Origin of the sequence: Mannheimia granulomatis, assembly GCF_011455695.1 — a bacterium.
Classification (GTDB): Bacteria; Pseudomonadota; Gammaproteobacteria; order Enterobacterales; family Pasteurellaceae; genus Mannheimia; species Mannheimia granulomatis_A.
In genome coordinates this window covers 979,549-1,006,333 of sequence record NZ_CP015030.1, presented here as the reverse complement: position 1 = coordinate 1,006,333, position 26,785 = coordinate 979,549, and the positions used below count along the sequence as shown (strand labels likewise).

29 protein-coding genes and 1 riboswitch are annotated in these 26,785 nt (G+C 37.9%); of the genes, 14 read left to right on the top strand and 15 right to left on the bottom strand.

The genetic code is table 11. The features are described 5' to 3' along the window. Positions 1-87: 87 nt before the first annotated feature. Genes A4G16_RS04860 through A4G16_RS04850 form a run of 3 tightly spaced genes read right to left on the bottom strand, consistent with a single transcriptional unit; the run spans position 88 to position 1,581 of the window. Positions 88-1,068: a reverse transcriptase family protein gene (locus tag A4G16_RS04860; protein ID WP_165888934.1), complete on the bottom strand. Its 981-nt coding sequence runs from the start codon at positions 1,066-1,068 to the stop codon at positions 88-90. After that, on the bottom strand, positions 1,028-1,345 hold the full coding sequence (locus A4G16_RS04855; protein WP_165888933.1) for a helix-turn-helix domain-containing protein: 318 nt from the start codon (positions 1,343-1,345) through the stop codon (positions 1,028-1,030). Before A4G16_RS04855 ends, A4G16_RS04860 begins: the two co-directional genes overlap by 41 nt. 32 nt (positions 1,346-1,377) lie before the next feature. Beyond that, complete coding sequence (locus tag A4G16_RS04850) at positions 1,378-1,581, bottom strand: hypothetical protein (protein ID WP_165888932.1); 204 nt, start codon at positions 1,579-1,581, stop codon at positions 1,378-1,380. Between the two features lie 439 nt (positions 1,582-2,020). Between A4G16_RS04850 and A4G16_RS10975 the strand changes: the two genes are divergently transcribed. The 6 genes from A4G16_RS10975 to mukB all read left to right on the top strand — a co-directional run bounded on the left by A4G16_RS10975 (position 2,021) and on the right by mukB (position 9,657). Further along, complete coding sequence (locus A4G16_RS10975; protein WP_237052396.1) at positions 2,021-2,254, top strand: hypothetical protein; 234 nt, start codon at positions 2,021-2,023, stop codon at positions 2,252-2,254. 33 nt (positions 2,255-2,287) lie between these two features. Next, positions 2,288-2,527 (top strand): phosphate/phosphite/phosphonate ABC transporter substrate-binding protein, encoded by a 240-nt coding sequence (locus tag A4G16_RS10970; protein WP_257793005.1) that lies wholly within the window; start codon positions 2,288-2,290, stop codon positions 2,525-2,527. A gap of 219 nt (positions 2,528-2,746) precedes the next feature. Further along, entirely contained in the window at positions 2,747-2,881 is a 135-nt protein-coding gene (locus A4G16_RS10965; protein WP_237052394.1) for a LuxR C-terminal-related transcriptional regulator, read from the top strand. Between the two features lie 173 nt (positions 2,882-3,054). Beyond that, positions 3,055-4,398, top strand: coding sequence for a chromosome partition protein MukF (gene mukF / locus A4G16_RS04835; RefSeq protein ID WP_165888931.1), 1,344 nt, complete (start codon positions 3,055-3,057; stop codon positions 4,396-4,398). A gap of 48 nt (positions 4,399-4,446) precedes the next feature. Next, entirely contained in the window at positions 4,447-5,169 is a 723-nt protein-coding gene (gene mukE / locus A4G16_RS04830) for a chromosome partition protein MukE (RefSeq protein ID WP_165888930.1), read from the top strand. Positions 5,170-5,238: 69 nt separating this feature from the next. Further along, positions 5,239-9,657 (top strand): chromosome partition protein MukB, encoded by a 4,419-nt coding sequence (mukB, locus tag A4G16_RS04825; RefSeq protein WP_237052408.1) that lies wholly within the window; start codon positions 5,239-5,241, stop codon positions 9,655-9,657. 84 nt (positions 9,658-9,741) lie between these two features. Here mukB and lysC read toward each other — a convergent pair whose 3' ends face one another. Beyond that, positions 9,742-11,094, bottom strand: a complete 1,353-nt coding sequence (gene lysC, locus A4G16_RS04820; RefSeq protein ID WP_165888928.1) for a lysine-sensitive aspartokinase 3 — start codon at positions 11,092-11,094, stop codon at positions 9,742-9,744. A 97-nt stretch (positions 11,095-11,191) separates the two neighbouring features. Further along, positions 11,192-11,375: riboswitch (Lysine riboswitch) on the bottom strand. Positions 11,376-11,545: 170 nt separating this feature from the next. Continuing rightward, the gene (locus A4G16_RS04815) at positions 11,546-11,875 is read right to left on the bottom strand and encodes a DUF496 family protein (RefSeq protein ID WP_027074503.1); all 330 of its coding nucleotides are present in this window, start codon (positions 11,873-11,875) and stop codon (positions 11,546-11,548) included. A gap of 207 nt (positions 11,876-12,082) precedes the next feature. On the opposite strand from A4G16_RS04815, the gene ppx reads away from it, so the two are divergent. From ppx to A4G16_RS04800, 3 genes are all read left to right on the top strand, one after another. Beyond that, the gene (ppx, locus tag A4G16_RS04810) at positions 12,083-13,588 is read left to right on the top strand and encodes an exopolyphosphatase (protein ID WP_165888927.1); all 1,506 of its coding nucleotides are present in this window, start codon (positions 12,083-12,085) and stop codon (positions 13,586-13,588) included. A gap of 232 nt (positions 13,589-13,820) precedes the next feature. After that, the gene (gene nanQ, locus A4G16_RS04805; protein WP_165888926.1) at positions 13,821-14,285 is read left to right on the top strand and encodes an N-acetylneuraminate anomerase; all 465 of its coding nucleotides are present in this window, start codon (positions 13,821-13,823) and stop codon (positions 14,283-14,285) included. 9 nt (positions 14,286-14,294) lie between these two features. Continuing rightward, the gene (locus tag A4G16_RS04800) at positions 14,295-15,164 is read left to right on the top strand and encodes a MurR/RpiR family transcriptional regulator (RefSeq protein ID WP_027074506.1); all 870 of its coding nucleotides are present in this window, start codon (positions 14,295-14,297) and stop codon (positions 15,162-15,164) included. A 94-nt stretch (positions 15,165-15,258) separates the two neighbouring features. On the opposite strand, the gene A4G16_RS04795 is transcribed toward A4G16_RS04800, so the two are convergent. The 3 genes from A4G16_RS04795 to A4G16_RS04785 all read right to left on the bottom strand — a co-directional run bounded on the left by A4G16_RS04795 (position 15,259) and on the right by A4G16_RS04785 (position 17,161). Next, entirely contained in the window at positions 15,259-16,170 is a 912-nt protein-coding gene (locus A4G16_RS04795; RefSeq protein WP_165888925.1) for a DMT family transporter, read from the bottom strand. Between the two features lie 97 nt (positions 16,171-16,267). Continuing rightward, a complete protein-coding gene (cspD, locus tag A4G16_RS04790; RefSeq protein ID WP_165888924.1) occupies positions 16,268-16,486 on the bottom strand; it encodes a cold shock domain-containing protein CspD in 219 nt (72 codons plus the stop codon). A gap of 102 nt (positions 16,487-16,588) precedes the next feature. Beyond that, the gene (locus tag A4G16_RS04785) at positions 16,589-17,161 is read right to left on the bottom strand and encodes a DUF1439 domain-containing protein (protein ID WP_165888923.1); all 573 of its coding nucleotides are present in this window, start codon (positions 17,159-17,161) and stop codon (positions 16,589-16,591) included. A gap of 96 nt (positions 17,162-17,257) precedes the next feature. Between A4G16_RS04785 and A4G16_RS04780 the strand changes: the two genes are divergently transcribed. From A4G16_RS04780 to A4G16_RS04765, 4 genes are read left to right on the top strand one after another with little or no spacing between them, the layout of a single operon-like run. Continuing rightward, positions 17,258-17,398: a hypothetical protein gene (locus A4G16_RS04780; protein WP_165888922.1), complete on the top strand. Its 141-nt coding sequence runs from the start codon at positions 17,258-17,260 to the stop codon at positions 17,396-17,398. A 60-nt stretch (positions 17,399-17,458) separates the two neighbouring features. Continuing rightward, positions 17,459-18,607, top strand: a complete 1,149-nt coding sequence (gene tgt, locus A4G16_RS04775; protein WP_042803241.1) for a tRNA guanosine(34) transglycosylase Tgt — start codon at positions 17,459-17,461, stop codon at positions 18,605-18,607. Between the two features lie 10 nt (positions 18,608-18,617). Next, positions 18,618-19,130: a hemerythrin domain-containing protein gene (locus A4G16_RS04770; protein WP_165888921.1), complete on the top strand. Its 513-nt coding sequence runs from the start codon at positions 18,618-18,620 to the stop codon at positions 19,128-19,130. 22 nt (positions 19,131-19,152) lie between these two features. After that, positions 19,153-19,389 carry a sulfurtransferase TusA family protein gene (locus A4G16_RS04765; protein ID WP_237052393.1) on the top strand — a complete coding sequence of 79 codons (237 nt, stop codon included), beginning with the start codon at positions 19,153-19,155 and terminating at the stop codon, positions 19,387-19,389. Here A4G16_RS04765 and A4G16_RS04760 read toward each other — a convergent pair. Next, entirely contained in the window at positions 19,386-20,954 is a 1,569-nt protein-coding gene (locus tag A4G16_RS04760; protein WP_165888920.1) for an alpha/beta hydrolase-fold protein, read from the bottom strand. The genes A4G16_RS04765 and A4G16_RS04760 overlap by 4 nt on opposite strands. Positions 20,955-20,998: 44 nt before the next feature. Beyond that, complete coding sequence (locus A4G16_RS04755) at positions 20,999-23,074, bottom strand: TonB-dependent siderophore receptor (protein ID WP_165888919.1); 2,076 nt, start codon at positions 23,072-23,074, stop codon at positions 20,999-21,001. 111 nt (positions 23,075-23,185) lie between these two features. On the opposite strand from A4G16_RS04755, the gene A4G16_RS04750 reads away from it, so the two are divergent. Beyond that, on the top strand, positions 23,186-24,058 hold the full coding sequence (locus A4G16_RS04750; protein WP_165888918.1) for a helix-turn-helix transcriptional regulator: 873 nt from the start codon (positions 23,186-23,188) through the stop codon (positions 24,056-24,058). A 3-nt stretch (positions 24,059-24,061) separates the two neighbouring features. Here A4G16_RS04750 and A4G16_RS04745 read toward each other — a convergent pair whose 3' ends face one another. The 5 genes from A4G16_RS04745 to yjgA all read right to left on the bottom strand — a co-directional run bounded on the left by A4G16_RS04745 (position 24,062) and on the right by yjgA (position 26,764). Next, positions 24,062-24,499, bottom strand: a complete 438-nt coding sequence (locus A4G16_RS04745; RefSeq protein ID WP_165888917.1) for a hypothetical protein — start codon at positions 24,497-24,499, stop codon at positions 24,062-24,064. A gap of 71 nt (positions 24,500-24,570) precedes the next feature. Next, positions 24,571-25,137: a UbiX family flavin prenyltransferase gene (locus tag A4G16_RS04740; protein WP_165888916.1), complete on the bottom strand. Its 567-nt coding sequence runs from the start codon at positions 25,135-25,137 to the stop codon at positions 24,571-24,573. After that, positions 25,134-25,847: a DUF554 domain-containing protein gene (locus A4G16_RS04735; protein ID WP_165888915.1), complete on the bottom strand. Its 714-nt coding sequence runs from the start codon at positions 25,845-25,847 to the stop codon at positions 25,134-25,136. The genes A4G16_RS04740 and A4G16_RS04735 overlap by 4 nt, the downstream gene beginning before the upstream one ends. Positions 25,848-25,856: 9 nt before the next feature. Further along, a complete protein-coding gene (locus A4G16_RS04730; RefSeq protein ID WP_165888914.1) occupies positions 25,857-26,228 on the bottom strand; it encodes a SirB2 family protein in 372 nt (123 codons plus the stop codon). Positions 26,229-26,233: 5 nt separating this feature from the next. Continuing rightward, complete coding sequence (yjgA, locus tag A4G16_RS04725; RefSeq protein WP_027074520.1) at positions 26,234-26,764, bottom strand: ribosome biogenesis factor YjgA; 531 nt, start codon at positions 26,762-26,764, stop codon at positions 26,234-26,236. Positions 26,765-26,785 lie beyond the last annotated feature (21 nt).

Here is a 26,785-nt window from a genome sequence, read left to right as displayed (position 1 = left end):
GTCAAGGGGGAGGATTTTGTTAGATATGCATACATAATTTGTGAAGGGGTTTGAGTACCTTCACAATTTTAATATCACAATTAAGGACTATGAGACTCTTTTTAAATATTCTATAAAATCCTTTTCTATCTGGAAAATATACTTTTTTGATGAATTCTCAAAATGATTAAGATAATTTAGCAAACCTAGTAAAGAGTCTTTCAATTTTTCTAATTCTTTAATAGGAATTTCTTTATTTTTTATAGATTCTTTCCATTTTTCTAAAAGCACTCTACGTTTCTGATAACTTTCATTACTTGCTTCCATTTTCTCACCACTAATAAAAATCCCAGTGATTGATTTACTTTCTGTAGAGTGTTTTAGCTTGGTTTTATGTTTGCTGATATTAAATCCGTGTCTTTCGATAATTTTTTCAACCGAATTAAGAAAATTAGAGTTAATTTTCTCTCCTGAAAAGGAAATATCATCAACCCAAACGCTCATTTTTAGAGATTTAGATTCTGCGAAATGAAATAGATGATCAAATAACTTCTTATTTACTAAATAAGCTAACCTCATACTTAGCTGGCTTCCTGTTGGAATATGGCCATTTATAGAACAAACATAGGACAGTATTTCAGATATTTGAGGTGAACATTCCATATCCTTTTTGAAAAAGGAATATATTTTATTTCTATTAGTCGATGGAAAGAATTTAGAAATGTCTACATTTAGTAGCATCTTACAGCCGATATGAACACTAGCATTATCATATATACTACAACCTACTTTATCAGAAAAAAGATAGCAAGGAGTAATAATAGCTCTTAAATGATGTGCAATTCTATTATGTATTCGGTATAAAGACTTAGTTTTCTTTGGTGACTGGATCTCTCTATTATTCTCTACTCTAATAGAATAATAACTAGCAGGATTGTCTAAAATATCCTTTAATTCATCTTCAGATACTCTTAATATAGACAGAAGTCTCTTAAGAGATACTAATTTAAAGAATGGGCTTTGATTTAATTCATATTCTTTATTCTGTTTAATAGGGATTTTTAGAGATTTTTTTCTTATCTTGTTCAATTTTCCACTCCATAATTTTCAGTATTTTATCTGCAACAAAAGTTCTTACGGACTGACTAAATGCTTTTTCATTTTCTAGTTGTTCAGAAAACAACAATATTTGAGATGTCTTTATATCAAAGATATAAGAATATTTATTTAATAATTCTATAGATATTGAATTTTTACCTGATTCTATTTCTGATAAGTGTGAAGGTGATATGCCCAATTTTATTGCCATATCTTTTTGCTTGATAGAGTTGAATTGTCTAATCAATTTTAATGCTTTAGGTAACATAATATAATTCTCAAAAGTTAGGGGTTTTCAAATCATAAAAAAGATTTCTTTAGTTGATTTAGGAAATCAATTAATTTATCAATGACATTAGCAATTTTTGTTATGCATTCAAGCACTGATAGTAATTTTTTAACTAAAGATTTTCGCTTTTCTTTATCCTTTTGCTTAGATGAATTTCTGCGATTTCTTTCCTTGATTAACGAATACCAAAGGTTGTGTGAAGTATTATTTTTCATAAATACACTCCTGTTATTCCTGCATCCCTTTAAAACACCATGTTTTAAACTTGGCAGTGTCATCGCAATAACAAGTCTGCTTTGGTACTCTCAACCCCTAATATTGAGCAGCTGGCTAAGTCATTGGCCAGCTGCATTACAGCTATTGCACTTTATGCTCTAGACATTTGAATGCTTTTGCCCGCTGATTGTTAGGATTTCTCCCGATTCAAAAGAATCATATATATTTTACTGATGACATTCAGAAAATTCACAACGAGCGAATTTTATAAGGAGGCTAGAGAGAAGTCAATAAAAAATTCGATGATAGTGAATTTTGAATAAAATAGACTAATGTATTTATTCATTGTAACTAATCATTAATGATAACCTAAGTTTTGCAATTTCCCGTGAAATCTGCTCGTTTGTGTTGGCATAGCTATGTTCAAAAAGGTAAAAAATGAAACGCCTACTTTTATTCATCTTATTCCTCTCCCACACCGTTTGGGCAGAAACCTACCAAATCGGCATTCTCGCCCAACGTGGGGAAGCCTATACTCGTACCCATTGGCAACCTTGGGTGCATTGGTTGAACGGGCAGTTTTCGAGTGAGCAGTTTGAGCTTGTGCCGTTGGGATTGGGTGAGGCGAACAGTCGGGCGGAGTTGGATTTTTTGCTAACTAACCAAGCCTAATTTTTCTATTTAAATCGGCAGAATGTTCGTTGGCTGGCGACGCTCAACAGTCCTTATCAATACTTGACCGTTCTGAAAGGTAAAACCCTGAGTGCGGTGGATAACGATGCGCTCGGCGGTTTTCTGCTCGGTTACTACGAATTTCATCGGCAAGGAATGCGTCAAAACCGGGATTTTGAGGTGCGATTTTCCGGCTTTCCTGTGGATAAGACTTTGTTTTTATTTGCAGAAAATCAGCTTGAGGCGGTGAAGCCGAATGTCCTTGCCGCCTAAATTTTGGATGCACTTTTGGCAGAGCCAATTGTCCGATTGAACCTGGTAAAACAGAGTGGAATTTATTGAGCAGGCGATTTGCCCCAACTCGGTGCGGTGTTGCTCAATATTCGTGTGTCGCTGCTGGACGGTCAATAAGTGTATTAAAAATTACGCTAAACTTACCAGAAAAGAGCGGAATTTAGTGCTCTAGATTAGCAAAGCATCACCAACAAGCAGATGGATGATCAGCTTGCTGTGTCGGTGCGCATAGTGGAAGTACACCGCGCAAGCGTGATGGAAAAAATGCAGGCGGAGAGCTTAGCAGGGCTGGTACAGAAAATTAGTGATTTGCAAAAAATTGAGAAAATATAACCGCTTGTCTATTATGAAGATAAGTATGAAATTATTGAGAAAGAGTTATAAATAGTTAGGGTAGTTTATAAAAATTACTGTTTGTATTTTATCCTTCCATTCCCATTTTCCTCTCGTTCAGTTACAATAAAGACTATTTTTCTATTTTATACTAAATCAAAGATTGAGCCCGTATGCAAAACGAATTGGCACAGACTATTCCAGAACTCATTTCGTGGACGAAAGATCGTGAATTTTCTCTTTCACTTTCTTCTGACCGCTTAGCTTTTTTACTTGCTATCTCTATTTATAATCAAGAACAGACAGATGGTGAACTGTTAGAAAGTGATCTAATCGATCTTTTTCGCTATGTTTCAAATTCGTTTGAGCAATCAGATGCGACTTTTACGCAGCGTGCCAATAATGCGATTAATGACTTAGTTAGACAACGTTTGTTAAATCGTTTTAGTAGTGAATTTACAGAAGGTTTGGCAATTTATCGGGTAACGCCTTTGGGTGTCGGGATTTCAAACTACTATGTTCGTCAGCGCGAATTTTCAACGCTTCGCCTTTCAATTCAGCTCTCTATTGTGGCAGATGAAATTCAGCGAGCTTCTGTTGCTGCTGAAGAGGGTACAGAAGCGTCAAAAGATGAACGGTTTTGGCGAAATAATGTATTTGCACCACTAAAATATTCGGTAGCAGAAATTTTTGATAGTATCGATCTTTCACAACGTATTATGGATGAAAACCAGCACCAAATTCGTGAGCGAATTGCTGAGCTACTTAGTCAAAATTGGCACGAAGCGATTATGAGTTGTGAGCAGTTATTAGATGAAACTTCAGGCAATTTGAGAGAGTTGCAAGATACCCTAAATGCAGCAGGCGATAAGCTACAGGCTCAATTATTGCGTATTCAAAGTTGCTTAATTGCACGGGATGATTTGGATTTTATTGACCAGCTTATTGTCAATTTACAAAATAAGCTTGACCGAATTATCAGTTGGGGGCAGCAAGCAATCGATCTTTGGATCGGCTATGATCGCCACGTACATAAATTTATTCGTACAGCCATTGATATGGATAAAAATCGAGTGTTCGGGCAGCGTTTGCGTCAATCTATTCAAGATTACTACAATTCCCCTTGGTTACTTTATACCGCAAAAGCAGACGCTTTGTTGGATTTGCGTGATGATGAAGCCATGCTGAATGAAGCTGAGTCGGTCGGAGAGCTGCCAAGTGAATTGGAATATGAATCCCTTTCTGATGTGCAAGAACAAATTGTATCGGCAATGCAAGCTCATTTAGCACCATTCCGAGCAGAAGGTAAGCCGATAGATTTAGGTGTAATTTTACGGGAGCAACTTGCTCGATTCCCGGAATCTCGTCATTTTGATGTGGCTAGGATTATTGTTGACCAAGCAGTTAAACTCGGTATGGCAAGCCAAGACAGTCAGGCTGTTTATCCACAATGGCAGTCGATTAACGATCAGGGTGCGGAAGTGCAAGCTAATGTGATTGACCAATATAATAAGTAACAAGCGGTTGTTTTTTATAAAAGTTTTGCAAATTAAGAGAGATATAACATGACAGATAATATCCAAGAGATGATTTCCCCAAAATTGGCGTTGGCGATTGCTAATTCAATTTTCCCACAGCTTGACAGCCAACTACGTGCCGGTCGCCATATTAGTATAGAATCCCTTGATGAACACGCTTTTCTGATGGATTTTCAAACGGAATTAGAAGAGTTTTACCGCCGTTATCATGTAGAATTAATTCGCGCACCTGAGGGCTTTTTCTACTTACGCCCTAAAGCTTCCACTTTGATTAACCGTTCGGCGATGTCTGAAATGGAAATGTTGGTTGGAAAGGTATTATGTTATCTCTACTTAAGCCCGGAGCGTTTGGCGCAACAAGGTATTTTTAGCCAAGATGATGTGTATGAAGAATTGCTGAGCCTCGCGGATGAAAGCAAATTGTTAAAAGCGGTAAATCCACGCTCGACAGGTTCTGATTTAGATCGCGCTAAGTTATCAGAAAAAGTTGGTGGTGCGTTACGTCGTCTCGCACGTATCGGTATTATTACCCGTGTAGGTGAGCAAAATAGTAAAAAATTTGTGATTTCAGAATCAGTATTCCGTTTTGGTGCGGATGTGAGGACAGGGGACGATCCACGAGAAGCACAATTGCGTTTGATTCGTGATGGTGAAGCAACTACACCGTCACTTCTAGCCGAACAAGCGGTTGAATTAGATGAAAATCTTGCAAATGAGTTAGATGATACAGAAGTGGCTGATGAGGAATAATAAATAATGGAAAATATTGAATTATTAGAACAAAATGCAATTGAACAAACAACCGTTCTTGCGCCAGTCATGCCTCGTCACGAAGGTTTAAAACGCGGTAAGTTCCAATCTTTAACTCTAATTAATTGGAATGGTTTTTTTGCTCGTACTTTTGATTTAGATGAACTGGTTACAACCCTTTCAGGTGGTAATGGTGCGGGTAAATCGACTACTATGGCGGGTTTTGTGACCGCATTGATTCCTGATTTAACCTTACTGAATTTCCGTAATACGACAGAGGCCGGTTCGACTGCTGGCTCTCGTGATAAAGGTTTATACGGTAAATTAAAAGCCGGTGTTTGTTATGCCGTGTTAGAGTCTCTCAATTCTCGTGGTCAGCGTATTATTACCGGTGTGCGTTTGCAACAAATTGTTGGTCGCGATAAGAAAGTGGATATCCGTTCATTCTCGGTACAAAATATTCCGCTAGATCAAACTATTATCGGGCTTTTAACTGAACAAGTGGGTAACAAAGCTCGAGTACTTCCACTTAATGAGCTTAAAGATAAATTCGAGGGTAGTGAAGTACACTTCAAACAATATCACTCAATTACTGACTACCACAGCTTTATGTTTGACTTAGGCGTGATCCCAAAACGCTTACGTTCAGCGGCTGATCGCAGCAAATTCTATAAATTAATCGAAGCCTCACTTTATGGTGGTATTTCTAGTGTGATCACCAAATCATTGCGTGATTACTTATTGCCGGAAAATACAGGCGTTCGCCAAGCATTCCAAGATATGGAATCTGCTTTACGTGAAAACCGAATGACATTAGAAGCGATTAAAGTTACTCAATCTGATCGCGATATGTTCAAACGTTTGATTACCGAGTCTACTAATTATGTATCTGCAGACTATATGCGCAATGCGAATGAACGTCGAGGCAATGTTCTGCAAGCATTAGAACAACGTAAAGAGTGGTATGCGGCAAAATCGAAAATTTTGGTAGAGCAACAACGCTTTGTGGAATTTAGCCGCGAAAGTGCTGATCTTAATGAGGCGGAACAGGCATTAGAAGCAGACTATAATAGTGCGAACGATCATCTAAATTTAGTAATGAACGCCTTACGCCATCAAGAAAAAATCGAACGCTATCAAGATGAAGTGGAAGAGCTGAATATCAAGCTTGAAGAGCAACAAGAAGCGTTAGAAGAAATCGCTGAGATGGCGGAAAATGCACAATCTCGTGCAGATGAAGCAGATGAACACGTAGAAGCATTACGTTCTCAAATGGCGGATTATCAACAAGCTTTAGATGCTCAGCAAACCCGAGCATTACAATATCAGCAGGCGGTGAATGCGTTAGAAAAAGCGAAGCAATTAACTGGCTTGGTAAATTTAGATTTAAATAATATCGAAGATTACCACGCTGAATTTGAAGCTCAAGCAGAGGATTTAACGGATAAAGTGTTTGAGCTTGAGCAACGCTTAAGCGTATCGGATATGGCGAAAACCCAGTTTGAGAAAGCTTTTGAATTAGTTTGCAAAATTTCCGGTGAAATTGACCGCTTGCAAGCTTGGGAAGAGGCTCGAGCATTATTATCTGCTTTCCCCGAGCAAAAAATGCAGGCACAGCAAGCAATTAGCTTACGCCAAAAATTAAACGATTTAGAACAGCGCTTGCAGCAACAGCAAAATGCGCAGCGCTTGCTTGCAGAATTTAACCAAAAATCGCAGCAACAGCTAAATTCATCAGAAGCCTTAGAAGACTATTTTGATGAGCAACAAGCACGACTAGAAGATTTAGAGGCAGAATTATCAGATTTTGTTGAGCAGCGTTCTACCCAGCGTCAACAACGTGAACAGCTTAATCAACAATATCAACAACTAGCGAAAAATGCTCCTGCTTGGCATACAGCACAGTCTGCATTAGCCCGTTTGGAAGAGCAATGCGGTGAGAAGTTTGAAGCCGGTCAGTCAGTTATGCAGTTTATGCAAACGATGTTGAGTAAAGAACGTGAAGCTACTCTTGCTCGTGATGAATTAGCTCGCAAGGAGCAGTTACTTGATGAGAAAATTACTCGATTAAGCCAACCGGACGGCTCGGAAGATGCCCGTCTAAATCACTTGGCAGAGCGTTTTGGTGGTGTATTGCTATCAGAATTATATGATGATGTATCCATTGAAGATGCACCATATTTCTCTGCCTTATATGGAGAGGCTCGCCACGCTATCGTAGTACGTGATTTAGAAGCAACTAAGGCACAGCTTGAGAAATTGGATGATTGCCCAAGTGATCTCTATTTGATAGAAGGTGATCCATCTGCCTTTGACGATGCGGTATTCAGTGCCGAAGAGTTAAGCGAAGGTGTGGTGGTGAAAGTTTCTGATCGTCAATGGCGTTACTCGAAATTCCCGGATGTACCGCTATTTGGTCGTGCTGCCCGCGAAAAACATTTAGAAACCTTAAAAGCTGAACGTGATGAAATTGCTGAAAAGCATGCTGAACGTGCGTTTGATGTACAGAAATGCCAACGTTTACACCAACATTTAAGTCAGTTTGTAGGTACGCATCTTAATTTAGCATTCCAAGAAAATCCGGAAACTTTAATGCAAGAAATTGCAGCCGAGCGAGCGGAAATTGAACGTGAATTGGCTCAATCCAGTGGTAATGAGCAGCAATTACGTCATCAATTAGAGAGCGTTAAAGCCCAGTTGCAAATTTTAAATAAAATTCTACCGCTTGCGAACCTATTAGCAGACGAAACATTAGCCGAACGTGCACAAGAGTGCCGTGAACAATTGGAATTAGCTGAAGAAGACGAAATGTTTATCCGTCAGTTTGGAGCGACGTTAAGCCAGTTAGAGCCAATTGCAGCAGCATTAAAAAGTGATCCGGCTTTATTTGAGCAGTTGGAAGCGGATTACAGCCGTATTGTGGCAGAACAAAAAGTGTTGCAGCAAAAAGTATTTAGCCTTGCTGATGTGATGAACCGTCGCCTACATTTTAGTTATGAAGAAACGGTAGGGGTTGAAGGTTCAGCATTAACTGAGCAACTACGCCAACGTTTAGAAAATGCGCAACGTGAACGTGAGCAAGCCCGTGAACAACAACGTCAGGCTCAAGCTCAACTTACGCAATATAACCAAGTGTTAACCGGTTTACGTAGCTCTTATGAAGCGAAAAACCAAATGTTGCAAGAGTTAATTCGTGAAATTGACGATTTAGGCGTGCGCGGTGATAGTGGAGCAGAAGAGCGCGCAAGATTCCGCCGTGATGAATTACAACAGCGTTTAAGCCAACAACGTTCTCGCAAAGGCTATTTGGATAAGCAAATTGCGGTGATTGAAGCAGAAATGGACAATCTTAACCGCACATTACGCAAAGCAGAGCGTGATTATCATGCTCAACGTGAATTGGTAGTACAAGCAAAAGCCAGTTGGTGTATTGTGCAACGTTTATCTCGCAACAGTGATGTAGAAAAACGTTTAAATCGTCGTGAATTGGCTTATCAATCAGCGGAAGAGCTACGTTCTATTTCCGATAAAGCATTAGGTGCATTGCGTACTGCGGTGGCGGATAATGAATACTTGCGTGACAGCCTGCGTGCTTCAGAAGACAGCCGTAAGCCGGAAAATAAAGTGGCATTCTTTATTGCAGTTTATCAACATCTGCGTGAGCGTATTCGTCAAGATATTATCAAAACTGATGATCCTATTGATGCAATTGAGCAAATGGAAATTGAATTATCTCGTTTAACCAATGAGCTGACAGGTCGTGAGAAAAAATTGGCAATTAGTGCAGAGAGTGTGGCAAATATTTTACGCAAAACCATTCAACGTGAGCAGCACCGTATTTTGCAACTCAATCAAGGTTTGCAAAATATTGCCTTTGGTCAGGTAAAAGGGGTGCGTTTAGTGGTGAATATTCGCGATACTCATGCGATTTTACTCAATGCATTATCCAATAATCGTGAAGAACATAAGGATCTATTTGACAGCCAAAAACTAAGCTTCTCGGAAGCGTTAGCAATGTTGTATAAACGTGTGAATCCTCATATTGAAATGGGGCAGCGTACACCTCAAACCATTGGTGAAGAACTGTTAGATTATCGTAACTATTTAGATTTAGAAGTGGAAACCTTCCGTGGTGCAGATGGTTGGATGCGGGCAGAAAGTAGCGCATTATCAACCGGTGAAGCAATTGGTACGGGTATGTCAATTCTCTTGATGGTGGTTCAAAGTTGGGAAGAGGAAGCTCGTCGTATGCGTGCTAAAGATATTCTTCCGGCACGCTTACTCTTCTTAGATGAAGCTGCTCGTTTAGATGCAACGTCAATTAATACGCTATTTGAATTATGTGAGCGTTTGGACATGCAGTTATTAATTGCCGCTCCTGAAAATATCAGCCCGGAGCGTGGTACAACTTATAAATTGGTGCGTAAAATTACCAATAACCAAGAGTATGTGCATGTGGTTGGGTTGAAAGGGTTTGGGCAGAAGTAGTATCTATTTATTCTGTAAGATAATAAAAACGGTCAAGTTGAATAAACTTGACCGTTTTTGTAAGAGCGGGTAATTAAGTATTAATTACTCAAATAAAGCTTTATGAAGTGAGCGAACTACTTCATCTGCTTCTTCGTTTTTCACTAAAGTACAAACGTTATTCGAGCTTGCACCATAGCTAATTAAACGAATATTATGGTTTTCAATTGTTTGGAATAAACGTTTTGCAACCCCGGATTGTGTATGTAAGTTATTACCAATAATGGCTACTAATGCAAGGTCGGTTTCTACTTGAACATTGCAACAATTGTTTAACTCATCTAATAACTCAGGAGAGAGCATATCTGCACCTGATGAAGCAGACCCTGTTTTATCTAATGTTAATGCAACACTTACCTCTGAAGTAGTAATCACATCTACTGAAATTTTATGTTTTGCTAAAATTGCAAACACATTGGCTAAGAAGCCTTGAGCATGTAGCATGGAAAGGCTTGAGAGCGTTAATAAAATCTGGTTACGACGTAACGCAATTGCACGGAAAGTCGGACGAGGCTGAGGATCACGTGTCACCCAAGTTCCTCCTTGTTCAGGCGCTTTACTTGAACCTACATAAACCGGGATATTACTGCGAACTGCCGGTAATAAGGTCGCCGGATGTAATACTTTTGCCCCAAAAGTTGCCATTTCAGCAGCCTCATTAAATGCCATAGTATCAATACGTTGTGCATTTGGTACAACACGAGGATCTGTAGTGTAAATACCCGGAACATCAGTCCAAATTAATACATCATTAGCTCCTAACACTTCAGCCAGCAATGCAGCAGAGTAGTCAGAACCACCGCGGCCAAGAGTAGTCGTTTTACCTTCATCATCACGACCGATAAAGCCTTGGGTAATCACGATTTTACCTGATTGAATAAGTGGCTTAATTACATTATCAGATTGTTGTTGGGTTTTTTCGTCATTAGGTGCGGCTTTTCCGTAATGGCTGTTTGTTGCGACAACATCACGTACATCTACCCATACGGCAGGGTGTCCACGTTCAATTAATAATTGCGTGAAAATCTTAGTGGACATCATTTCCCCGTGGCTAATTAATTCATCGCTTAACGCTGCAGAGGTTGCGAGGCTTGCTGATTCGGCTAATGCTTCAATATGCTCCAATAATTCATCAATTTCAGCGCGAACAGCATCTTGAGATTGTAATTTTTCGATGATGTTGTATTGAATTTGACGAACTGCTGCAATGACTTCATCGCGATGTGCTTTTTCACAACCGTTTGCAAGTTCAACTAAATAATTTGTTACCCCGGCAGAGGCAGAAAGTACAACAACGCGGGTGTTGTTATCTGCAATCACAATATTTGCCGATGAAGTCATTGCATCAAAATTTGCAACGCTAGTACCACCAAATTTAGCCACAGAAAGATTAGACATAATAAAAATTTCCTTAAAACAAAATAGATAAATGTTGTATTAGGGGATATTCGGAAAGGAAATTTGAGTAGATTATACGGTTTGATTTGAGAACCTATTAATCAGAGCACTCCATTTAATATCAAATATTAAATGACAGCTGATAGGATTCAACCTGCTCAGCCGATGTTAATTCCAGTCTAGTGAATTCACACCTCGGCAATCACTCCCATCACATAATTTTCAAACGGCCCTAGTTGCCTCAAATTAAGTTGCCTGAGTGTTGCACCTCTCCCGCAATGGTAAGCCCATTACTATTTTTCAATGCTTGAAAAACTTGTATAGAAATACCTTTTTATTAGGATTTTGTCAATGAATATTTGGTTTTTTGAATGAAAAATTAAATACTTAAACTAAAAAAGTAAGCGGTTAATTTTTGCAAAATTTTGCAGGAAATTAACCGCTTGTATATTTATGATTTTTTATTGGTAGGTGATTGTTTATGCGATGCCATTTTTTGGCGGATTTCGCGACGCTGTTTCGAAAGTTCTGCATTGCGAATCATGTAATCATCAACACGGTTTTCATAATCATCACGCATATTCGAAATAATTGCACGTACATCATTAATAGACATTTCATCTGTAATATATTGTGTGAGATTATCAAGTAGTAATACGCGTTTTTGGTTATCACGAATTTTGCGATCGTTATCCGCTGTTTCACGGTGTAATTTATTTTTTAGGCGATAAAGATGCACATAATCAAGCATATCTTGGAATGATTTATTTACTTCAGACATAGAACTTCCTCTTAGTTAGGTTTAATTTAGATTTTAGTAAGTGAATCCTAGTCTTTTTCCAACAATTCGTCAAAAAATTTTGCTAAATTTTATGATTTAAGACTATTATGTCTAAATAAAGTCAAATTTTTATAGTATGACTAGTGATATAGCTGCTTTAAAAATGGTAATATCTTTGACTATTATGGTTAGTACAGGATTTTATATATGTCATCTCAAAATATTGCTCCTCGTGAATTTGCTGCGATTGATTTAGGGTCGAATAGCTTTCATATGATTGTTGCCCGTATTGTGAATGGCTCTATTCAAGTCCTTTCACGTATTAAACGCCGTGTTCGTTTGGCTGACGGGCTGGATGAGAATTTAGTGCTAAGCCAAGAAGCGATTGAGCGGGGTGTGGCCTGTTTAGCTTTATTTGCCAAACGCCTACAAGGCTTTTCTGAGGAAAATGTTAAAGTTGTAGGCACCTATACGTTACGTCGAGCAATCAATAAGCAAGACTTTTTAGATCAGGCAAAAGAGGTTTTTCCCTATTCTATTTCGATTATTTCAGGTCAAGAAGAAGCAAGGTTAATTTATTCAGGTGTGAGCCATACCCAGCCGGAAAAAGGCCGTAAATTGGTAGTTGATATCGGCGGAGGCTCAACAGAAATCACTATTGGCGATAATTTTACCCCGATTCGGGCAGAAAGCCGCCATATGGGCTGTGTCAGTTTTGCAAAACGTTTTTTTCCTAATGGTGAGTTAACGATTGAACGCTTTGATAGTGCTTACCAGTTAGCGATGGAAAAAATTGAAGATTTGATGTGGGAATATCAAGAATTAGGCTGGGAACACGCATTAGGCTCTTCCGGCACGATTAAAACCGTTCATCAAGTACTTATAGCAAATGGCTATAGAGATGGTCTTATCACCGAGCAACGTTTGCAAAAACTGATTGATATTTGCTTGGAATTTAAATCGCTAAATGAAATTAAAATGCGGGGATTATTAGAGGAGCGAGCTGATGTATTAGTGCCGGGACTTGCGATTTTACTGGCATTATTTCATACATTTAGAATTGAGGTGTTGCGTTATTCAAACGGAGCATTGCGGGAAGGGGTAATGTATGGGTTGGAAAAAAGCTTCCAAGTAGGAGATATCAGACAATGTACAGCACAGGCGTTAGTAGAGCAATTCGATTTAGATCAGCTGCAAGCCAGCCGAGTTGAACATACGGCCTTAATTTTATTTGATCAAATAAAAAATTGGCGAAACCGCCGCCAAGTTCAAGATCTACGTTCTATGTTGAAATGGGCAAGTTTATTGCATGAAATCGGCATTGTAGTTAATCATAACAATGTACATCGTCATTCTGCCTATTTAATTTCCAACCGAGATTTACCAGGTTTTGATTTTGAGCAACAAACACTTCTCTCTGTATTAATGCGTTTTCATTTGAAAAATTTTAAACGCTCCGACATTCGCAGTATTAATCGCTATCAATGTCGAGATGTATTAACGTTGGTTCGGGTATTCCGCTTGGCAGTGTTACTCAATCGCTCAAGACAGGCGACAGTGGAACCTGAAAAATTGACGCTCACTATTGAAAATAATCACTGGCACTTACAATTTAATCAACACTTTTTAAACCATAATCCGTTAGTTTTAGCCGATTTGGAGGATGAGCAAAAAATACTATCACTGACAGAATTAAGTTTAACCATTTCTTAACATATAAGGAGGTAAAGTGCCTCCTTTATGTACATTTCCCTACAAGCGGTAAGATTTTATCAATTATTTGCTAAGAGTTTGCAAATAAAAATTTGATCTAGTTCGCATTTTTTCATTTTCCCTATTGAGATTCTTCGCTTTACAAATTATTCTACTTTTATTGGAGCATATCTTCATATATGAATGATCTTATGGAGTGCTTAGGATAGATAAATAATTTAAGGAGCCTTATATGTTATTAGCTGATTTATCAAGAGAGGATTATGCAAAATCTCTTCCACCTGTATTTGCTCGTCTTTGTACAAAACTAAAAGCATTAGACTTATCTACATTAGAACTAGGCTGGCAAGATCTTGAAGATGGGATTAGAATGAATGTAATGTCATTTGAAACCAGTCCTGCAGAAGGTAAAAAAGCAGAAATGCATCGTAAATTTGTCGATATTCAATTATTAATTGAAGGTGAAGAGATGATTGAATATGGTTTAAGCCAACCGGATTTAACAAAATATGATGAATATCGTGATGAAGATGACTACCAATTAACTGATGCTATTGATGATAAAAATGAGGTCATTCTAAAACCGAATATGTTTGCGATTTTTCTTCCTTATGAGCCACATAAACCAGGTAATTCAGTAAATGGTAACAAAACATTGAAGAAATTAGTGGTGAAAGTTCCAGCTGAATTGCTATAGGAGTCAGCCATGTCTGCTCGAGGAAAAATTCTAAATACGATCAGCTCGCTTCAAAATAGTCTGACTAAAACCGAAAAGAAAATAGCAGCAGCCATTTTGTCGCAGCCGGAATTACTTAATCAATGTTCATTGTCGGATGTTGCCAAGCAGTTAGATGTTGGTGAGGCAACTTTTATCCGTTTTTGTCGTACTTTGGGTTTTAAAGGTTATACCGATTTTAAATTAGAGTTAGCGATTGAATTAGCGACTCAAAATCAAGATAACCGCGTTTTGCTGGATACGGATGTTTCAGAAACTGATACCGCACGAGATATTGCAGATAAATTAAAGATAAGTTTAGATAGTGCTATTGGTGAGACCATTAATTTGCTGGATTTTGATGTATTGGAAAAAGTTGTACAAGAATTACGCCAAGCAAAACGTATATTTTTATTTGGTGTAGGCTCATCAGGCATAACTGCAGAAGACGCTAAACACAAATTAATGCGTATTGGTTTACAAACTGATGCGGTTACTAATAATCACTTTATGTATATGCAAGCGGCGTTGGTAAAAGAGGGAGACTTAGTCATTGGAATTAGCCATTCCGGTTACTCGGAAGAGATTGTAAAATCGCTTCGTTTTTCTCGGGCAAATAAAGCGACCACAGTAGCTATTACCCATAATTTACGCTCCCCGGTGACGGAGGAGGCAAATTATGTTCTCATCAACGGCAATCGACAAGGGCATATGCAAGGTGACTCTATCGGGACTAAAATGTCGCAACTTTTTGTGCTCGATTTAATTTATACATTACTGGTAAAAGCGGAGCCTGAAACTGCATTGAAGCAAAAACAAAAAACGCTTAATGTGATTTTAGAGCAACGTGTTAAAAGCTAATATAAGTACTAAATTTGTTCTAAAAAACCTTTGAAAGTCGATGCTTTCAAAGGTTTTGTGTTTTTAGGCAATTAAATGGCAGCTTACAAGCGGTCTATTTTTTCTGAAATTTTACTAATCTGAGAGCGATACTTGCCCCTAAAATCACAATAAATGCAAAAACAATTTGCATCAAGTAGATATGCTCGCCAAGTATGAGATAAGCCATAATCGCGGTTGAAACGGGCATAAGTAGCTCAAGTACTTGGTAAGTAACTAATCCTTGAGTCTGGATGATGTGGAAAGTTAATACCATTCCAACCAGAATGGCGTAGATACCGACTGCGATTAAACAGAACATTAGCCAGCTTGGAGTGGTAAAGATTTCATCAAATTTACCCGCTTGTTGGCTCAGTAACAAGCTGGAAAAAGAGGTGGTAAGTGAGGTTATACAACTTAAAGTAAAGACATTTAATGCTTTACTGAATTTAACCATTAAATTTTGGATGTTTCGAATAACGATAGATAAAAAGAGAAAGAATGAACCAAGCAGAAATCCCTCTTCAATCGCGAGTGTTTTGCCATACCAGACAAAGCCAAGTGAACCGATAATAGTAAGTAATGAACCGAACCAAAAGGCTTTATATTTTATTTTTTGCCGTTCATCTTGAAAGAAGATTGCCGCGATAATTACTCCAAAAGGCATAGCCAGTACCCCGAAAATGGAGGCTGTTACGGCATTGGTAATTTTTACACCTTTCAACCAAAAATACATATTGGCTGACATCATTAATCCTACAAACAGAGTAATAGCAATTAATTTAGGACTACGGGCAAGCTGGATAAGTGATGAGCGAAATCGCCATAAAATAAGGAGCAATAAAACCAAACTACCGGCTAAAAAACGTATGCCGTTATTGTTAAGTGGATCAAAATGTAGACTTAAAAAACGTAGAAAAACAATATTCAGTCCGATACCGAAAACATAAAGAAGATTAATAAAAATAAAATGGCTGAACAAAGACATAGTTTAGATATAAAAAGTGTTCGACATAGACTATGTCGAACAACAGTTAATAGAAATGCGATTAGAATAGCAATAATTTTTTCAGTGATACAGCATTTTATGATGCTTTTTCATCAATCGGGAGAATATTCGCGGCAGAGGCGCCACGTTCTCCTTGAACTAATTCAAACTGTACTTTTTGCCCAACTTTTAATGATCGATATCCTTCGGTTTTAATTTCAGAAAAATGAGCAAAAATGTCGCTTTCGCATACTTCTGATGTAATAAAACCAAATCCTTTTACGTTGTTAAACCATTTAACAATACCGATATCCATACAAATCTCCAAATAACTGAATGACGATAAGCGGATTGTAAATAAAACGATCAAAATCTCAACCGCTAAAGTTTGAAAATTAGACAAAGATCACAAAATTATTTAAAAAATAGTCGTTTCTAATTTGATACTTCCATTTTCGACCACGATAGCTTTACCGAATTTTTTTACCATTGCTTCTTGAGCTTTACTTTCATCTAATGTATAGACTGGATTGTTACTGAGGAAGCTATTTAGACCATCGACTAAGACCGGTAAGAACATTTGCAGTTCGCTTTGGTATCTTGACGGTGTTGCAGACCAATTAAGTAGTCTAATATCTTTTAGAAATAATGCACCTTTTTGTGAATCATAATAGGGAGTTGTATCCATATTCAAAGTAATAGAGGCATCATATTTCTTCCCTCTGGCTTTTAAAAGCCCATCAACTACACCGGAAATAGCCACTTTTTTATCCTCTGTTCTACCAATCTGGCTTGAGAGAGAGTGAAGGTGGTAATCCAATTCAAATAATTGTGGGACCCCAACTTTATCTTTTAATGGTACTTTTTCAGCAAGCTTAGTTGCTAAATAATCATTAACTTCTTGTTCACTTATGCGAAGTAAATCGGCTTTAGCGTTAAGAATTGCGGTTGAAGAAAGTAATAAAATAGTCAGTTTACGTAAAATTTTCATAATTTACCCTTTAAAATTAGGTTTAATCATCTAAACAGGTTAAAATACGTTTGGGCTATCATCATAGTCCCTCTTTTTCTTTTAGGACAGGAAAAAATGAAAAAATTCTTATTATGCGTTAGCATTTTGACTTTAATTGCTTGCTCATCAACCGGTATGGGCGGAAGCATAGGAGCCGGTGGTGGCTCAAATGGTGTTGGAATCGGTTTGGGTATAGGCACAGGCTTTAGATTCTAATTGGTAAAATTTTGGCGGTTTTTGACCGCTTTCACGAACTGTTTATTTGTGGAATAAAAAATGAAGTATGAATTAAAAAAAACAAGTGGCAATGCACGCCGTGGACGATTAACATTCTCTCGCCCTAAAGGCGAATATCATGTTGAAACACCAGCCTTTATGCCGGTGGGTACTTATGGGACGGTTAAAGGTATGACCCCTGAAGAGGTGGCTGCAACAGGTGCTCAAATTTTACTGGGTAATACTTTCCACCTTTGGCTTCGTCCGGGGCAAGAAGTAATGAGAATGCACGGTGATTTACATGATTTTATGCAATGGCACGGTCCCATTTTGACTGACTCCGGTGGGTTCCAAGTATTTAGTTTAGGTAAATTACGTAAAATTAAAGAAGAAGGGGTAACTTTCCAAAACCCAATTAGCGGGGAGAAAATTTTCCTTTCACCTGAAAAATCAATGGAAATCCAGTACGATCTTGGTTCTGATATTGTGATGATTTTTGATGAATGTACGCCTTATCCAGCGACCTTTGATTATGCGAAAAAATCAATGGAAATGTCGTTACGTTGGGCGAAACGATCACGCGATCGCTTTGATGAATTAGAAAATCCAAATGCGCTGTTTGGTATTATTCAAGGTGGAATTTACGAAGAACTACGTAAGGTTTCGGTGGAAAAATTAGTCGAGATCGGCTTTGATGGCTATGCGGTCGGTGGTTTAGCTGTTGGTGAACCAAAAGAGGATATGCACCGTATTTTAGAATATGTTTGCCCGCAAATTCCGGCAGATAAGCCCCGTTACTTAATGGGGGTTGGTAAGCCGGAAGATTTGGTAGAAGGTGTTCGCCGAGGGATTGACATGTTTGACTGCGTAATGCCAACCCGTAACGCACGTAACGGCCATTTATTTGTGACCAATGGCATTGTGAAAATTCGTAATGCAAAATACCGTAATGACACGACACCACTTGATCCGGAATGTGATTGCTACACCTGTAAAAATTACACCAAAGCTTATTTATATCATTTAGATAAATGTGGTGAAATTTTAGGGGCGAGATTAAATACTATTCACAATTTACGTTATTACCAACGCTTAATGGCAGAAATTCGCCAAGCGATTGAAGATGATCGTTTTGATGATTTTGTGATTGAGTTCTATGCTAGAATCGGTAAAGAGGTACCACCGTTACAGTCTGAAATTAACAAATAACAGAGGTTATATGCAACAACTCGAACCACAAGCATTTGCAAGCTGGGCTGAGCCGATTGATATGCTTTATGCCTGTCACGGTAAAGTAAAAAGCTTCTGTAAACAGCTTCAAATTTTGCCTGATTATCTTGAGAAAAACGGCGTGAACCAAGCGGTGAAAAATGACGTTCAGCAAATCCTGAACTATTTTAATATTTCAGCTCCGCTTCATCATACTGATGAAGAAGATGATTTTTTCCCTGAACTTATCAAAGTTCAGCCGCAAGTAAAAGCAGATGTGGATGAATTAGAGCGTCAGCATACGCATTTGCACAAAAATTGGGACGATTTATCTGAACAGTTGAGAGAGTTACTAGCAGGTACGCGTGAAAATGTGGATCGTGATTTGATTACTCATTTTGTTGCAGGCTACGATGCACACATCGCCATTGAAGAACCGTTATTTGAGCTTGGGCGTGAGCATTTAGAGCAAGATAAATTATCGGCAATGGGTAAGGTGATGGCAGAACGCCGTAAACTTTAATTTTCTTGTGGTTTATGGGCGAATGATGATTCGCCCGTTTTTTATTATGTACTATTTTTTAGATTTAACAGGCTACGCTTGTCCGATTCCGCTTCTAACCACTAAAAAAGCGATGACCGATCTTAAAAAAGGCGACAGCTTGGAGGTTGTACTTAATCAGCAGAGTAGCCTTACCGATTTTGAATTGCTTGCCAAAGAGCAAGGTTGGCTTTGCGAGATACAAGCGGTTGAAAATCGGATGATTTTTGCAATTCCTTAGTGAGAATATTGGCAATCTTTCCCTAATAAAGCTTTTAATCCATCGCTAATTAACCCTTGCCATGCTAAATAGCCGTGGGAAGTGGATTGTTCCATATAAGTAACAGGGTAGCCTTTTGCCAGTAACACATCTTTTAAATGGCGAGAGGTTTCCAGTATATTAGATCTTCCGCTTTCATAAAATCCGGCACTGATAAAAAAGCAAACAGGCAACTTTTCTTTTATCGCAAATTCGTGTGCGATGTAGTGACTATTTTCACTCGGTGTATTTTTAGGGTTCCACCAAAATGAGCCCGATAAAATTAGTGCTTTGTTAAATATATGAGAATAATTTAGCACTGTATAAGCCGAAGATAATCCGCCGTAGCTAGAACCGCCGATAATTCGCTCTTTTGCTTTCACGCCAATGGATTTTTCGGCAAAAGGGACGATTTCTTCCGCTAATATTTTAGTAAAAATTGGGTTGGCTGGCAGCTCAATGCGTCTTGATTCACTCGATGGGTTTTCAATAAAAACTGCCACTGTAGGCGGAATCGCTTTATGAGCGATCATATTATCTAAAATAGTTTTAGTTGGCACACGTTCGGTATATTCTACACCATCAAACAGGTAGAGAACCGGATAGGTGTTTTCAACACTAAAATTCGCTGGCAAATAGGCAAATAATCGGCGTTTATTTCCAAGTTTTGCACTATCGAAAACCAATTCTTGCATTGTGCCTTTGGCGGTATTTGACTCCTCAAGCAGATAAGACTGTGTTGGGGCTTTTGCTAATTTAACAAGAGAATAGTAGTTAAACTTATCTGTATTTTGTAGATTCTGCCCAATTTTCTCAAAGTAAGGTATTTTGTTGAGCGGATCGGCTTGTGCTGTTGCAAGCAAGGCTCTTCGTTGGGTATATTCATCCACGGGTAAAGTTGGAATATCTGGCGAAAGGCGATATTCAACCAAAGTGTCATTAGGCACGACATAGCTTTTATACCATAAATCGGTTTCGCCAAAGCGTTCCATAAAATCGTGTTCGGTTGAAACACCACCCCAAATACGAACATTTTGTTTTGCTCCACGCCATAAAAAGGTTACTCGGCTTTGCTGTTCGTCCAATGGTTCAATCAGTGGCGTACCGACTTGTTTTACTTTATCCCAAAAATCGTTAATTAAAGCGGTCTGTTTTTTAGAATTTTTTGCAATCTTTTGTCTGAGCTCTTCAAGCTGTACATTTTCAATTGCTTTAGGTGGAGCAATTTGTGCCGAGATTGGGATATGACGTTCAATCGTTAATGTGAAATCTTGGTCTGAAACAGTTGAGCCATTACCTAAAATAGAAAAAGTAGCAGTACCGTTTTGTTCGGATTTAAACATAAAATCTTGTTCGCCAAAGACATTTTTAGCCAGCAGGCGAGAACTTTTATCAGGAAAAACAATAGATAATGAAAGAGGCTGCTCAGCCTTCTGAATTAATTTTCCTTGAACAAAATCATTTTGTTTAAGCTCAATTGTCATATTGTTAGCATAAAGCACAGATGAAACTAAGAAACTAATAATACAAGCGGTCGTTTTTTTCATATTTTTTGCAAAAGTTTAAGCCCTCATTTGAGGGCTGTTAAAGATTAAAAATGATAGTTTAAGGTTGCACTTAAATTGCGATCTTTTCCATAGAAACAGGAAAAATTATTGGCACAACTTGCGACATATTTTTTATTAGTCAGATTTTGAGCGTTGAGCTGTAAGTTCAAATTAGGCATAAAATCATAAGCCAGAGACATATCGTAAATTGTGTATGCCGGTACAGTAAAATTATTTTGGTTATTACCAAAAGTCGTTCCCATATAGCGTACACCTACACCCGTGGTTAGCTTATCAAAGAATTTATATTTTGCCCAAAGTGATGCTTGATGGCGAGGAACTCCCCATTGTGTTTTTCCAATCGTAGTACCATCATTATCTGCGGTAATTTCTTTTTTCAAGTAAGCATAAGAAGCCGCTATTGAAAATTTATCGGATAATTGCTGATTTAAACTAACTTCAATTCCTTTGGTTTCTACTTCACCAATTTGTTCGTAAGAGCGAGTTTGCCATTGATAATTTGCTAAACCTTTTTGTGTAATTTTAAATCCTGTCAAGGTGAGCAAGGTGTCTTGGGTTGGTTGGTATTTCATTCCTACTTCCCATTGCCCTGCAGTAGTTGGTTTTAAGAAATTTCCTTGAGCATCTTTTTCGGCTGATGGTACAAAAGAGGTACTATAGCTGATATACGGGGCGATACCGTTTTCAAAGTTGTAAACTAACCCGGTACGCCAAGTAAATTTGCCTTCTTTGTTATTAGTTGTTTTATTGTTCAGGCGATCTTGATTGCTATTTTTTGCTTGATCGTAACGACCACCTAATAGGAAGTCAAAGTTACCTATTTCCATTTGATCTTGTAGATAAATACCAAGTTGTTTTAAATGCTTTACTTCACTTGAAAATAAGCTAGGCTCTGCAATAGTCACGCCATAAACTGGGTTCTGCCAATCAAAATCAGGAGCAATCCCCATATAGTTATCAAGATCTTCACGTACTCGTTTATAATCAATGCCGGATAACAAGGTATGATTTATATTTGCAGTGTTAAATACAAATTCTAATTGGTTATCTAAGCTGATTTCTTGGGTTTTTACATCCCAACGGCGAGCTCTACGCTCTAAAACTGATCCAGTATCACCCCAATACACTAAATTTTTAAAATTCTCCTCCCCATTATGGTAACTTGTATTCTGACGGAACGTCAGGTTTGGTGAGAATTTATGTGAAAAATTGTAACCTACTTGCATTTGCTCTGATTTTAAACTGTGATAGTTCAGATCGCTTAGGAACATATCATAGGGGAGCTTTTTCCCGTTTACGCTATTAATCGTCCCTTCTTTTGGTAAGAAATTACGGTCGCCTGCTTGTGGTTTTTTTGCATAGTAAGCATAAACATTAAGTTCTGTATTTGTAGTTGGTTTCCATAAAAGGCTTGGAGCAAAAGCTCCACCTTTTTCTTTCACAAATTGTGTATTCCAATTTGCTCTTTCCAATTGACCAATTAAACGAGCGGATAGCGTTTCAGAAAGATTTTTTTCTACATCAAGCCCTACTTGGTAGCGGTTGTGATTACCAACAATAAATTGCAAATGGCGATGCGGATTACCACTCGCTTTTTTGGTGATAATATCCATTACACCACCGGGATTAGCTTGCCCGTATAGAATAGAATTTGGACCTTTAATCACATTGATACTTTCTAAGAAGAACGGATCAATTTCAAATGCGGTTTGGTAGCGAGAACCATTTAAATAGGTAGGGATTGTACCACCATCACTTTTATTACCAATGCCACGAATAGATATTTCGATAAGAGCATTGTTACCACGATAACCACCCATCATACCGGAGGTATAAGCTACAGCGTCAGTAACAGAACGAACAGCTTGATCATTCATTAAATCATCAGAGATAACGTTGATACTAAAAGGTATGCGAGCCAAAGAGGTCAATGTTTTAGTTCCTACAGTAGTGTAGACAGGAATATAACCAGTAGTAGCAGCTAACTTTTCTTTGACATCAATAGCATCTAATTCTATTTCAGATATTGTTTGTGCTAATACTTGAGGGGCTACAATAGCTAAAGTTATTAAAGAGAGTGAATATTTTGTTATTTTCATTATGTTTACCCTTAAATAAGAATGATTATTGAATATAATAATATCTTGTTTTTATGCAAAAAACCTTTGTAAAATAAAATTTTTACTGTGAGAAAAAAAGTTTTTAATTTTATGAAAACTATATTGATTGATGAAGCCAACAGAATGAAAGGTTTTTCACATTTATACCGACTGCGTTCAGATCTTATGCTGAAATATACAGAGGTTTTAGTAACCGAAACAGTAGAACAAGAATACGCAGAATTTGAAGCTGGGCTAAGATTGGTTATATTATTGAGTGGGCGTTCTGAAATTGATTTTAATTCGGAAGTATTTGAATTAGATGCAAGTTTAAACCCTCAAGCAGCGTTTTTATCTCTAAATAGAGCTGAAATGGGGCGTAAAATTTTTAGGAAAGGGCAACTTCAAAAAGAGGTTGTTATCTTTCTATATCCTAAATGGATAATAGAAAGTCAGTTGAATTTAGCTAGCTATCATCACTTTAAACAGCATTTAAAAGCTCACCAAATTATTTTGACTCAGAGAATGTTAAAGCTTATTCACGATATTGTGTCAGAACAGGAAATACAACCATTTGGGCTGCTTGAAAAAGAAGGGAAATTATTAGCTTTATTAGCAAGTGCTTTTTCGCAGCTAACGCAAGCTCCCCAGTTAAAAAAAGATCGAGTACAACAGCTAACGGAATCATTAGATAACGGTAAATTTGACGGTTGGAATTTGAAGCAGATCGCAATGTATTTCCATACCAATGTAACAACATTACAAAATGAATTTCAGCATTATCACAAAACTTCCATTTTTGCCTATTTAAGACGTTCTAAATTAGAACAAGCTTATAAATTATTATTACAAGGATTGAGTGTTACACAAGCGGCTGAATTTGCTGGATATTCAAATTCGGAGAATTTTTCAACGGCATTTAAGCGAACTTTTGGGATAACACCTAGCCAGATTAAACGTGATAGAGCTAGAGGGAGTATTTGAATCTCAGGTTTTATGTTTTTCCCAAATCGTCTTTTTCGCAAATATTATTTTATTGCTGGTATGCTTGATGGTGTTGAAAGATAATACCCAAACATCGCTAGGTTTTAGCCGTGCAAGCGGGTGTTTTTCGTAATAAATTTGCAAAGCGCTGTTTTTCTCTTGCTCACTTTCTAAACATTGTACTGTTGCTGAGAACTGAATACCTTCAATTTCGCTTATTTTCTCGGGTTGAGCACAAATCGTACCGACAATATGTGGATTTTTCAGCATTAACTTTGAGTGTTTGGTTTTCTTGCTACTTAAAATAATCAGCCGGGCATTGTTAGCATCAAAGGCATAAAAACAGTTTGCGGCCCAAAAATCAGTTTGGTGATGAGCCGCGAAACTAACAACATGATTAGCGTGGATAAAATCTGAAATAAGGTTAGGAATTGGTTGCATATAAAATATCTAATAAAAATATCAGGTATTTTAACATTCATTTGGCAAAAGGTAAGTGGTTTTATTCGCTACTATTCTCCCCAATGTGGCATATTAGGAATTTCAATATCTAACAGCGAAAGGGCGTGACTCACGCTATGCGTTACCATTTCATCAAGGCTTTTCGGCTGTTGATAGAATGCCGGAATAGGTGGGAAAATGATGCCCCCCATTTCTGTCACTTTTCGCATATTATCAATATGAGCGAGATTAAGTGGGGCCTCTCTTATCATTAATACTAACTTGCGGCGTTCTTTCAGTACCACATCTGCTGCGCGAGTAAGGAGATTATCACTAAACCCATGAGCGATGGAAGATAAGGTTCGCATGGAGCAAGGCGCAATAATCATACCTACGGTTTTAAAGGAGCCGCTGGCGATGCTGGCTCCAATATTTTGAATGGAATGGACTTCATCGGCTAATGCAAGGATTTCTTCTCGGGTGTAGCAGGTTTCTAAACTGCGTGTCATTTCCGCCCCTTTTGTAATCACTAAATGGGTTTCAATGTTTGCGAAAGGTTTGAGTAGTTTTAAGACTTTATAGCCATATTGAAAGCCACTTGCCCCGCTGATACCTACAATAATCCGTTGTTTTGTCATTTAATAAAGTATTCCCATAAATAAGAAATCGGCATTGCTAAAAGTAGTGCCGGTAGCATATTAGCAACCGGGAACATTTTAATGCCACAAATGCGAAAACCGGTAGCAAAGAGTAGTAAGCCACCCACTGCCGAGAAATCTGCCATCATATTTGCTGTAGTCAATGGCATAATCACGGTTGCTAATAATACTAAAATTCCTTGAATAAAGACTAGTGGGATAGCAATAGTTGCGACTGCATAACCTAGTGTAGCTGCAAAAATCATTGCGGTGAAGAAATCTAAAATAGATTTGATGTAAAGGATAGTAGGATCGCCTGTCATTCCTTCTTTCATTGCACCAAAAATGCCGGTGCCACTCACACAAAACAGTACAAGAATCGCAATAAATTTCTCCAAAAATTCCTCTTGCGAAATATTATGGGCAGGTGGAAGAAATCTATCAATTAATCCTCTCACAGAGCCGGCTGCTTTTCCAATCAGTTTTTCTAGGTAAATTAACTCACCGATAATAGTTCCGGTAATCAAGGCAAGTACCACTGCTGACATATTTTGGACTGCGTTAGTAAGCATTATGCCTAATCCAAAGCAGCATAAGCCAAAAATTAAGGGCAGAGTAGTACGCAGTCTTTGCGGTAGTCGGCTGCCTAAATAGGCACCTAAAATACCACCTAAAATCACAGCACCGGCGTTAACAAAAGGACCAATCATATTTATCCTTTAGTGAAGCGTAGCTGTAAGCATTACAAGCATAAAAGAGACTACCGCAAGCAAGTAATGTTTTAAGGAAAAAGCTTGTCCTTTTTTAAATGCTTTAGTAGCGAAAACTACATACAGCACAAGAAACAATAATTTAGGTAATAACCAACTGAATTGCTCTAGGGTAAAAAACTCATTGGAGAGGAAAATACCAATAATAACAAAACCACTTATTAATAAAAACGTATCTACTACATGAGGGGCAATACGTAAGATTTTATATTGTCGCCAATCGACCATTTTGGCAGATAGCGCCCCACGAGTTAATAATAACACTAAACTAATATAAGCTAAGCCAAAATGGGCTTTAATAATGGTTGATAGGTAATCCATAGTCATCACTCTGCAATTTCAGTTTTTAAATATTGATAAATTTCACGATAATTTTTTGCCGGTTTATTGGCTTCACGCTCTTTTACTGCACCGCGAATTAAGTTGCGTAAATGCTGGCGATCTAATTGTGGGTATTCTTCCAATAAATGATTTAATGAAGCATCGCCCATAGTAATTAATTGATCTCGAACTAATTCCAACTTGTGCAATAAAGCTTGCTGTTGATTGTGGCGGTTTTTCACTTTATCTAACGCCTCTTGAATAGGCTCAGGATCACGGTTTCTCAGTAACTTGCCAATAAATTGAATTTGGCGGCGGCGGGCTTCTAATTTAAAGCCTTGAGCTTGTTTGATAGCCTCTTTGAGATCATCGTCTAATGGGATCTTTTCTAAATTTTGTGGGGTTAATTCAATTAATTCTGCACCCACTTTTTTTAGCTGCTCGGAATCACGCTTGATTTCACTTTTACTGACCCAGATGATTTCTTCTTCCTCATCTGTCCAATCGATCTCATTTTTACTACGTTTTTTAGCCATTATTTATCCTTTATAATTTTA